This is a genomic window from Phycicoccus sp. DTK01 (assembly GCF_017312765.1).
GTDB classification, from domain to species: Bacteria; Actinomycetota; Actinomycetes; order Actinomycetales; family Dermatophilaceae; genus Phycicoccus; species Phycicoccus jejuensis.
In genome coordinates, this window is record NZ_BOPU01000004.1 from 1 (window position 1) to 9465 (window position 9465).

At 75.1% G+C, this 9465-nt stretch carries 9 protein-coding genes; 2 read left to right on the forward strand and 7 right to left on the reverse strand.

Going from position 1 to position 9465, the window contains the following annotated elements:
- Positions 1-60 precede the first annotated feature (60 nt).
- Both J3473_RS10025 and J3473_RS10030 read right to left on the reverse strand, forming a co-directional pair.
- Complete coding sequence (locus J3473_RS10025; protein ID WP_207023048.1) at positions 61-744, reverse strand: hypothetical protein; 684 nt, start codon at positions 742-744, stop codon at positions 61-63.
- Between the two features lie 154 nt (positions 745-898).
- Positions 899-1657: a TIGR03936 family radical SAM-associated protein gene (locus tag J3473_RS10030; protein WP_030528058.1), complete on the reverse strand. Its 759-nt coding sequence runs from the start codon at positions 1655-1657 to the stop codon at positions 899-901.
- Between the two features lie 155 nt (positions 1658-1812).
- Here J3473_RS10030 and J3473_RS10035 point away from each other — a divergent pair, with 155 nt between their 5' ends.
- Positions 1813-3180, forward strand: a complete 1368-nt coding sequence (locus tag J3473_RS10035; protein ID WP_207023051.1) for a transaminase — start codon at positions 1813-1815, stop codon at positions 3178-3180.
- A gap of 75 nt (positions 3181-3255) precedes the next feature.
- On the opposite strand, the gene J3473_RS10040 is transcribed toward J3473_RS10035, so the two are convergent.
- From J3473_RS10040 to J3473_RS10060, 5 genes are all read right to left on the reverse strand, one after another.
- A complete protein-coding gene (locus J3473_RS10040; RefSeq protein WP_207023053.1) occupies positions 3256-5253 on the reverse strand; it encodes a protease pro-enzyme activation domain-containing protein in 1998 nt (665 codons plus the stop codon).
- Between the two features lie 153 nt (positions 5254-5406).
- On the reverse strand, positions 5407-6369 hold the full coding sequence (locus J3473_RS10045) for a permease prefix domain 1-containing protein (RefSeq protein WP_207023057.1): 963 nt from the start codon (positions 6367-6369) through the stop codon (positions 5407-5409).
- A gap of 24 nt (positions 6370-6393) precedes the next feature.
- Positions 6394-6726 carry a PadR family transcriptional regulator gene (locus J3473_RS10050; RefSeq protein WP_030528054.1) on the reverse strand — a complete coding sequence of 111 codons (333 nt, stop codon included), beginning with the start codon at positions 6724-6726 and terminating at the stop codon, positions 6394-6396.
- Between the two features lie 69 nt (positions 6727-6795).
- On the reverse strand, positions 6796-7746 hold the full coding sequence (locus tag J3473_RS10055) for an acyl-CoA thioesterase (protein WP_207023059.1): 951 nt from the start codon (positions 7744-7746) through the stop codon (positions 6796-6798).
- A 32-nt stretch (positions 7747-7778) separates the two neighbouring features.
- The gene (locus J3473_RS10060; protein ID WP_207023062.1) at positions 7779-8855 is read right to left on the reverse strand and encodes a TrkA family potassium uptake protein; all 1077 of its coding nucleotides are present in this window, start codon (positions 8853-8855) and stop codon (positions 7779-7781) included.
- Positions 8856-8962: 107 nt separating this feature from the next.
- On the opposite strand from J3473_RS10060, the gene J3473_RS10065 reads away from it, so the two are divergent.
- Entirely contained in the window at positions 8963-9400 is a 438-nt protein-coding gene (locus J3473_RS10065) for a YdeI/OmpD-associated family protein (protein ID WP_207023063.1), read from the forward strand.
- The last annotated feature ends 65 nt before the right edge of the window (positions 9401-9465 follow it).

Below are 9465 nucleotides of genomic sequence, written 5' to 3' on the forward strand. Positions count from 1 at the left end.
GGAGGTCCGGCCGAGCGCCGGAACGTGACTCGGCCGTTCGGCCACACCGCGGTTGGCGCCTCAAGTCGCCCGGGGGGCACCGCGACGACGGCGGCCGCGGGAGCCGCCCTCGCCCTCGTCGGTGGCGTCGGCGGAGGCGGGACGCTCGACGGGGGTCTCGTCGGAGGCCTGCTCGGCGGCGGCGGGGGCCGCCTCGGCCGGCTCCTCGGCGCGCTCGGCGGGCGCCTCGGCCGGGGCCTGCGCGGGCGAGGTGGCCCGGCGGCGGCGCGGGGCGACCGTGACCTCGGGGGCCTGGAAGACCAGGCCGAAGGCGGGGCCGGCGGGCGCGGGCTCCTCGGCGGCGGGCGCCTCGGCCGTCGGCTCGGCGGCCGCGTCCTCCTCCTCGGGCTCCTCGACGGGGACGAGCTCGGGCAGGGGCTCGGCGACCGGCTCGACGACGAGGTCGAGGGTCTGCGCGGCCGCGGCCTTCTTCGAGGTCTTCTTGCGGGCGGCGGCCTTGCGCTTGGGCTTGGCCGGGGGCTCGTCCTCGGCGGCCGCGGGGGCGTCGACCGGGGCGTCCGCGGCGGGGTCGGCGTCCGTCGCCTCGACGGCGGGCGCCGGCTCCGGGGCGGCGGCCTTCTTCGTGGCCCGCTTGCGCGGGGCCCGCTTCTTCGGCGCGGGCGCCTGGGCGGCCTCGTCGCCGCTGCTCGCCTCGACGGGCGTCGCGTCGGCGTCGGTGGTGGTCGGGTCGGTCTCGGAAGCCATGACGGCCCCTTTCGTCACCCGCGGGCCGTCGACCACACCGGGGACGCCCTGGGGCGGCTCCTCGCCGGCCGTGCGGTGCACGATCGGATCGTGTGGGCCGAGCGGCCCGCACGGAAGTCAGCTGCTGCCTCGATCGGCTCGCGCGGGGGGCGCGTCACCTCTCGGGGCCGACGGCCTCCCGGTCGGCGGCCAACGGGTCGGCCACCCCGGCACGGTCCTCACGGAGCGGGCCCTGCGCCAGTCGGGTCACCAGTGGTGGAACCGGTGGTGCGAACCCCGTCACCGCGTGGAGTGCGGTCAGGATGTCATCGGGGCGTACGGACGGTGTGGTGTGCCGTACGACCATCCGCAGTATCGCACACCCCTCCTCGTCGGACCCGGCGACATGCAGGTCCAGGACCGCCTCGCGGGTGTCGAACGTGCGGGGGCCGGACTTGAAGGTGCGGGTGGTCTCGGCCCGCTCGGCGGCGAGGTACGCCGCGACGACCGGCTCCAGCTCCTCCGGCGTGCTGCCCCGCAGGCGCAGGTCCCACTCGCTCGCCTCGAGCCGGTCGGCGAGCGCGCCGGGCCCGGCCTCGACGACCTCGAGGACGTCGAGGTCGACGGGCAGGGCCTCGTCGAGCGCGGCCCGGACGGCCTCGGGGTCGACCCGCTCGGTGACGCGGATCTCGAAGTACTCGGCCTCGCTCGCGGTGCCGGTCGGCGCCGCGTTGGCGTAGGAGATGAGCGGGTGCGGGTGGAAGCCCGCCGAGAAGGCCATCGGCACGCCGGAGCGGCGCAGCGCCCGCTCGAGCGCGCGCGAGAAGTCGCGGGTCGACGAGAAGCGCAGCCGGCCGCGCTTGGCGTAGCGGATGCGGAGCTTCTGGACCGCCGGGGGCGGCGGGGGTCCGTCGGGGGTGCGCTGGCGGGCCATGGTGCCCCAGCGTAGGAGGCGGCGGCCGGTCGACCGAACCGGCCCCGCCGGCGTCGACGGAGACCGTGGATCGAGGAGGCCCGACGTCCGCTGGTCACGGATCGAGTGGCGAGCGGGGGTTCTCGCCACGCCATCCGCAGCACTATCGTGCCTCCATGCCGAGCACCAACCGCGCCCGACTCGCCCGTCTCCTCGCCGCCGAGCAGGAGCAGTACACCGCGGACCACCCGCGCAGCCGCGCGCTCTACGAGGCCGGCGGCAACCTCTTCGGCCGCGTGCCCATGACCTGGATGAACAAGTGGAGCGGCGGCTTCCCGCTCTACCTCGACCACGCCCGCGGCAACCGGATCACCGACGTCGACGACCACACCTACGTCGACTTCGCGCTCGGCGACACCGGTGCGATGGCCGGGCACTCCCCCGCGCCCACCGCGGCGGCCGTCGCCCGGCGGATGGGCGAGCTCGGCGGCATCACGACGATGCTGCCCAGCGAGGACGCGCAGTGGGTCGGCGAGGAGCTGACCCGGCGCTTCACGATGCCGCTGTGGAGCTTCACCCTCTCGGCGACCGACGCCAACCGGTGGGCCGTGCGTCTGGCCCGGCTCGCGACCGGCCGCTCGAAGATCCTCGTCTTCGGCTACTGCTACCACGGGTCGGTCGACGAGACGTTCGCGGTCCCCGGCCCCGACGGCACGACCGTCTCGCGCCCCGGGAACGTCGCTCCCCCGGTCCCGCTCGAGATGACGACCCGGGCGGCGACGTGGAACGACCTCGCGTCGGTCGAGCGCGAGCTCGCCCACGGCGACGTCGCCGCGATCCTCACCGAGCCGGCGCTGACGAACATCGGCATCGTCCTGCCCGAGCCGGGCTTCCTCGAGGGGCTGCGCGAGCTCGCCACGAAGCACGGCGCGCTGCTGATGATCGACGAGACGCACACGTTCTCGGCCGGCTGGGGCGGCGCGACCCGGGCGTGGGACCTGCAGCCCGACATCTTCGTCATCGGCAAGTCGATCGGCGGCGGCATCCCCTGCGGCGCCTACGGCATCAGCGAGGAGGTGGCGCGCGCCGTCACCCGGCACACCGAGACCGGCGAGGCCGACATCATCGACGTCGGCGGTGTCGGCGGGACGCTCGCCGGCAACGCCCTCTCGACGGCGGCGATGCGGGCCACGCTCGCGGAGGTCCTCACCGAGGACGCCTTCGACCACATGCTCGGGCTCGCGAGCGCCTTCACCGAGGGGGTGCAGGCGACGCTCGACGAGTACGACGTGCCGTGGTCGGTGAGCCGGCTCGGGGCGCGCTCGGAGTACCGGTTCGCCCGTCCCGCACCGCGGTCGGGCGAGGAGGCCGCCGCGGCCCACGACGACGACATCGACGCGTACATGCACCTGGCGATGGTCAACCGCGGCATCCTCATGACGCCGTTCCACAACATGGCGCTCATGTGCCCGGACACGACCCGGGAGGACGTCGACCTGCACACCCGGACCTTCCGCGAGGTCGTCGGCGCGCTCTACGCCTGACCCCGCGCACGCACGAGGGCCCGGCCGCACGTGGCGGCCGGGCCCTCTGCTGCGCACCCGGGGGCAGGCCGGGTGTCAGTGCCGCCGTGAGGCGGTGGCGAGGTAGCGCGCCGTCGGCGCACCCACCCCGGTGACGTCGTCCCAGCCACGACCGGTCGTCAGGCTCGAGTCCTGGTCGAAGGTCCGGACGCTGGGGACGAGCCCGTCGTCGGCGTTGAGGCCGTTGACGTAGTCGACGCGCACGTTGCCGCGGTCGCCCTGGTGACGGACGTCGTAGAAGACGCCCGAGGTGCGGGCCAGGCGGTAGAGCGACGGGTTGGCGAAGCCGATGCGGCCGCGGTGCTGCTGCACGGTGGCCTGGAGGCCGGCCATGAGCGGCGACGCGAGGCTGGTGCCGCCGATCCGGTACTCGCCGTAGCGGACTCCCTGCCCGAAGCGCGTCGGCGCGCCGAAGACCTGCGTCTCACCGACGAGCATGCCGGTGGTCGGGTCCGCGTCCATCGCGACGTCGGGGACGCCGCGCATCGCGCAGCCGGTCACCGTGTGCTGCTGGTAGAACGGCTTGGTGAAGCGGTCGCTGCACCCACCGCCGGCGCCGTAGAGGTAGCCGACCGGCGCCCACGCACCGTTCGAGAGCGTGTACTTCTCGGTGCCCCAGCCGGTCTCGAACTGGCGGCGGCCCTGCTTGTCGATGGCGAGGGCCGTGCCGCCCACCGCCGTGATGTAGGGGTCGGCCGCGGGCCAGTCCGGCGACACGACACCGGTGTTCGCGCCCTCGTCGCCGTCGTCACCCGAGGAGAAGTAGGTGCCGATGCCCTGGACGGCGCCCTGGAGGATGACCGACTCGTAGGCCTGGACGAGCGCGTCGTCGATGGTCGGCGTCTTCACGCCGTCGACGACGACGTAGGTCGGCTCGCCCCACGAGTTGGAGATGAGCGAGGCCTTGTTGTCGTGCACCACGCGGGCGATCGAGTTCAGCAGGTCGTCGTCGTAGCAGCTGGCCGCGCCGTAGTAGGCGACCTTCGCGTCGGGCGCCATCCCGTGGACGGCCTCGACGTCGAGGGTCTCCTCGCCGTACCAGCCGTTGCCGCCGCACTCCTCGACCTTCGTGGGGTCGTACGTGGTGTCGTTGGCCTGCGTGAACTGGTTGCGGCGGAAGGCCTTGTCCCCGTGGCGGGTCGCGTAGGTGTTCGCGTCCTCCTCGATGGTGGGCGCCGCGAACGCGTCGGTGATGGCCACCGTCTCGCCCTTGCCGGTCAGGTGCGACGCGGTGATGCCGTACGCCGAGCGCAGCTGCTTCGGGGTGTAGCCGCACACCGAGTAGGGCAGGTGCTTGCCCTCGAACGCCGGGTCGGTCCGGTCGACCTTCTGGCCGTAGTACGCGCCGCAGGTCGTCGAGTTGACGAAGCCGGCGGGCGGCCCGAGGTCGCTCGGCGAGGCCGTCGAGGTGGACGCCGTGCCCCGGCCACCCTCCTGCGCGGGCCGGGTCCGGTGCGTCACGGTGTCGAGTCCCGTGACGGCGAGGACCTGCGCGCCGAGGGCGTCGGGCACGGTGACGGCGCTCGTCGGGGCCGTGCCCGTGGCACCGTCGAGCGTGAAGGTGCGCAGGTTCGCCGTGAAGGCCGACGAGACCGCCTCGCGGCTGCCGGAGACCTCGACGAAGTGGCGGTCGGTGCCGACGGTGTCGACGTGCAGGCCCGCGCCGCGGGCCCATCCGCTGACGGCGTCGACGGTCGCGGCGGTGGGCGCGTAGCGCGCCGCGTACTGCGCGGTGTCGAGGTAGTGCCCGTACTGCGCCGAGGACGGGTCCGAGACCGCGGCCGCGAGCCGGCGCAGGCCGGCGCCGTCGCGGGGCGCGAGCCAGACCTTGACCCGGGTCGTCGGGCCGGACGTCGCCGCCGCGGAGCGCTGGGCCTGCGCCCGCGTGGTCCACGCCGGGGCGGGGCTGACCGTGTGCCGGCCGGTGCCGTGCGGTGCAGCGGCGGCCGCGCCGGCGCCGAGCGCCCCGGCTCCGGTCGCGGCGAGGACGGCGGCGCCGACGAGCGCCACCGTCCCACGAGTGGTTCCTGTCACGGGATACCTCCTGGGAGACCTGTCACGGGGCGGTGGCCCCGTGACGCGCAGCCTCACCCCGCGAGCCCGCTTCGCACCCTGACGGATGTCACGGATCGCCCTCCGGCGCAGGGCGGCCCCGCGCCGGCGTCCTCAGCAGGTCCTCAGCCGGCGTCAGCGGCTGCGCATCCGCCGGACGGTCTCGACCTGGTCCCAGACGGTGACGACGACGACGCCGAGCACGGTGGCGACCCGTAGGTCGCGGCCCGCGGTCGCCCATCCGCCGTCGACGAGCGCGGCGACGAACGCGGGGTCGTAGAGCCGGTCGTTCTGCGCGAGCCCGACGAGCAGCGCCGCGACCGCGAGGTCGAGGGCGACGCCCACGCCGACCGTCGTCCACGTCCAGCGGCGAGCCCGGAGGGCGACGAGCACGAGCGCCGCGTGGGCGGCCAGCAGGACGAGGAACAGCGGCAGCCATCCCGACCAGAGCGCGGGGTCGAGCACCGGCACGGCCTCCCCGCGCACCCGGACCGGCGAGCTCGTCTCCTGCCAGACGACCGCGAGGGCCATGACGACGAGGGCGACGACCGAGAACACGGCCTCCGACCGCCCGACCGACCGTCGCGAGGACGGGGCGTCGGGGAGCTGGTCGGGCGTCCAGCCCATGACTCCCGTGCCGGGCTGCGCGCGCTCCAGGATCGCGAACACGAGCGTGGTCCAGAACACGACGTGGAACGCCGTGGTCAGCCCGGCCAGGGCGGCGCTCCCGAAGGCCGGCCCGACGCCGTCGGTCGCGACGTCGTCGACGAACAGCCGCACGACGAGGGTCCCCACCGCGGCGATCGGCGAGATGACGGTGACGAGCAGGGTGACGAGCCGGCGCCACTCGGGGTAGACCGCCGGCCCGATGAGGTGCAGCGGACGGCCGGTGTAGCCCGCGGCGAGGCGGACCGGGTCACCGAGCTCGACGAGGACGGCGCGCTCGGCCTCCTCGCGGTCGGTCGCGGCGTCGGTGTCGAGGCGGGCCTCGACCATGTCCTCGATGGTGCCGCGCAGCTCACGGTCGACGTCGTCGCGCTGGTCCTGCGCGAGCTCGCGGACGGTGGCGGAGACGTAGCGGTCGGTCAGGCTCCCCATGGTGGGCTCCTCCGGTCGGTCGGGTCAGGCGAGGTCGGTGATGGCGGCGTCGAGCGCGCGCCAGTCGGCACGGAGGGCGGCGAGGACGTCCTCGCCGGAGGGGCTCGTCCGGTAGAACTTCCGCGGGCGGGACTCCTCGGTGTTCCACTCCGCCGTGAGCAGGCCCTGCTTCTCGAGCCGGCGCAGCAGCGGGTAGAGCGTGTTGGCGTCGACCTCGAAGCCGGCCCGGCCCAACGTCTCGAGGAGCGCGTAGCCGTAGCCCGCGGTCCGCAGGCTCGCCAGGGCGGCGACGACGACCGTGCCCCGGCGCAGCTCCTGGAGGTGCCCCGCGAGGGTCGGGTCGTCGGGTGAGGTCATGCCGACACGATAGTGTGTGTCGCACACCATCGTCAACGACTAACGGTCACCGATCCCCCGGTGCCCCGGTCAGTCGCCGAAGCGCTCCCGGATGGCGACGAGCTCGAGGGCATGGGCGTCGAGGTCCCGGTCCTCGTCGCTGACCGGCGTCCAGGTCGGCGCCGGGACGGCCCTTCGCTCGGCGTCGAGGGCCACGAACACGGTGCGGCAGTAGGTGGTCAGCTCGAGGGAGCCCTCGCCGTCGGCGGGGTCGCCGGAGCGCACGTGGACGCCCACGTGCATCGACGTGCGGCCGGTGTGCAGCAGCCGCGCCTCGACCTCGACGAGGTGGCCGATGCGCAGCGGCCGGTAGAAGCGCACCCCGCCGGTGAAGATCGCGACGTTGTGGGCGCTCCCCGTCCACCGGGTGGCGAGGACGTGCGCCGCCTCGTCGATCCAGCGCATGACGATGCCGCCGTGCACCTTGCCGCCCCAGTTGACGTCGGTGGGCGCGGCGAGGAAGCGCATCGTGACGCGCGGGGCGGTGCCGGCGTCCGAGTAGACCCGGCCGGCCATCGCGGCCTCGACCTCGGCGCGGAGCTCGGCCCGGCGCACCGCCCAGCGCTGCTGCAGCTCCTCCCCCAGCGTCGCCGGGACGAGCGGCGGCACGGGGGTGGAGCGGCCCTCGGCGTCGACGGCGACGAAGACGATGAGGCAGCGCGTGGCCGGCTCGAGCCGACGGGTGCGCGGGGCGCCCGAGGCGACGTCGACCGTGATGTGCATCGACGAGCGGCCGGTGTGGACGACGGTGGCCGCCACCTCCACGAGGTCACCGACCTCGACGGGGCGGGTGAAGCGGACGTTGCCGACGTACGCCGTGACGCAGTACGTGCCGCTCCAGCCGGCGGCGGCCGCGTAGCCCGCCTTGTCGATCCACTCCAGCACCCGGCCGGCGCTCACCGAGCCGGAGTGCCCGGCGTCGGTCGGCGCCGCGAGGAAGCGCAGCGTGATGGCGCGGGGCGGGGTCGGTGGCTCGTCCACGGCGTCATCCTGACAGGGGCGCCGGCGGCGCGTCAGCCGTCGACGACGGTCGGGACGCGCCCGTCGGCCGCGAGCGCGCGCAGCCGGCCGACCTGCTCGGGCGTCCCGAAGACGATGAGCGTGGCGCCGGCGGCCAGCACGGTCTGCGGGGGCGGTGACGGCGTGAACGGTCCCTTCCGCGGCGCGCGCACGGCGAGCAGCTGGCACCCGCACGTCCCCGGGACGTCGACCTCGGCGAGGGTGCGGCCGACGACGGCGTCGGTGTCGGCGAGGCGGACCTGCTCGATGCGGACGTCGAGGTCGTCGTCGTGCATCACCTCGTCGAGGAACTCCGCGACGTCGGCGTGCAGGGCGAAGGAGGCCATCCTCCGGCCGCCGATGAGCTGCGGGTTGACCGCCCGCGTGGCGCCGGCGAGGACGAGCTTCTCCTTCGAGCCGAGCGTGCGGGCCCGGCTGATGATCACGAGGTCGGGGCGCAGGGCACGCGCCGACAGGGTCGCGTACGTGGTGTCGGCGTCGGTGTCGAGCGCGCAGACGAGGGCGCGGGCACGGTCGATGCCGGCGGCCCGCAGGGTGTCGTCGCTCGCGGCGTCCCCGTGGACGAACGGGCCGGTGTGGCCCTCGAGCCGGGTGGCGTCGGTGTCGACGACGACGACCGCGTGGCCGCGGTCCAGCAGGTAGCGGGTCGCGGAGCGGCCGACCCGGCCGAACCCGCAGACGATGACGTGGTCGCGCAGCCGCGCGATGTCGCGCTCCATCCGGCGCCTCCCGAGGTGCTCGCGCAGGTGACCCTCGGTGACGGCCTCGACGAGGACCCCGAGGTTGTACAGGACGGTCCCCACCCCGAGGAGGATGAGGACGATGGTGAAGGCCTCCCCGGCGGGGCCGAGGGGCCGGACCTCGCGGAAGCCGACCGTCGCCACGGTCGTCACCGTCTGGTAGAGCGCCTCGAGCAGGGTGAAGCCGAGGACGAGGTAGCCGAGCGTCCCGACGACGATGACGACGGCCAGCGCGGTGAGCGCCACCGCGATCCGTCGGACCGCGTCACCCGCCGAGTCGGTGCCGAGCAGCAGCGAGCGGCGTCCGCTGCTCGTGCTGGGCCGGCCCACGTCCTCATCGTGGCACCGGCGGGGTGGCGCGCGCCGGGGGATGCGGCCGACGCCACGGGTCGGCTCGGTCACTCCCCCGCCCGGCGCCGCTCGGGCACACTCCCCCCATGGAGTTCACGACGCAGCTGGAGGCCACGGGCGGGACGACGACGGGGTTCGTCGTCCCCGACGAGGTCGTCGAGGCGCTCGGCGGCGGGCGACGCCCCAAGGTCGCGGCGACGGTCGCCGGCCACACGTGGCGCACGAGCATCGCCGCGATGGGCGGGCGATTCCTCCTCGGCGCGAGCGCCGCCGTCCGGGAGGCCGCGGGCATCGCGGCCGGCGAGACGCACACCGTCACGGTCGTCCTCGACGACGCGCCGCGCACCGTCGAGGTCCCGGAGGACCTCGCCGCGGCCCTCGCCGCCGACGCCGACGCGGCCCGGGCGTGGGAGTCGCTGGCCTACAGCGCGCAGCGCCGGCACGCCGAGGCCGTCGTCGCGGCGAAGAAGCCCGAGACGCGCGCCCGGCGGGTCGAGTCGGTCGTCGCGAGCCTGCGCGCCTGACCGCCGCCGACGAGCCCGCACGTGCGGGGTTATCGCTGTCCGTCCCGGCCGGCGCCCGCGCCAAA

What these genes read in the sequence shown, in the direction of transcription:
- J3473_RS10025 (WP_207023048.1), bottom strand. Translation starts at nt 744, where the DNA reads ATGGCTTCCGAGACCGACCCGACCACCACCGACGCCGACGCGACGCCC.
- J3473_RS10030 (WP_030528058.1), bottom strand. Translation starts at nt 1,657, where the DNA reads ATGGCCCGCCAGCGCACCCCCGACGGACCCCCGCCGCCCCCGGCGGTC.
- J3473_RS10035 (WP_207023051.1), top strand. Translation starts at nt 1,813, where the DNA reads ATGCCGAGCACCAACCGCGCCCGACTCGCCCGTCTCCTCGCCGCCGAG.
- J3473_RS10045 (WP_207023057.1), bottom strand. Translation starts at nt 6,369, where the DNA reads ATGGGGAGCCTGACCGACCGCTACGTCTCCGCCACCGTCCGCGAGCTC.
- J3473_RS10050 (WP_030528054.1), bottom strand. Translation starts at nt 6,726, where the DNA reads ATGACCTCACCCGACGACCCGACCCTCGCGGGGCACCTCCAGGAGCTG.
- J3473_RS10065 (WP_207023063.1), top strand. Translation starts at nt 8,963, where the DNA reads ATGGAGTTCACGACGCAGCTGGAGGCCACGGGCGGGACGACGACGGGG.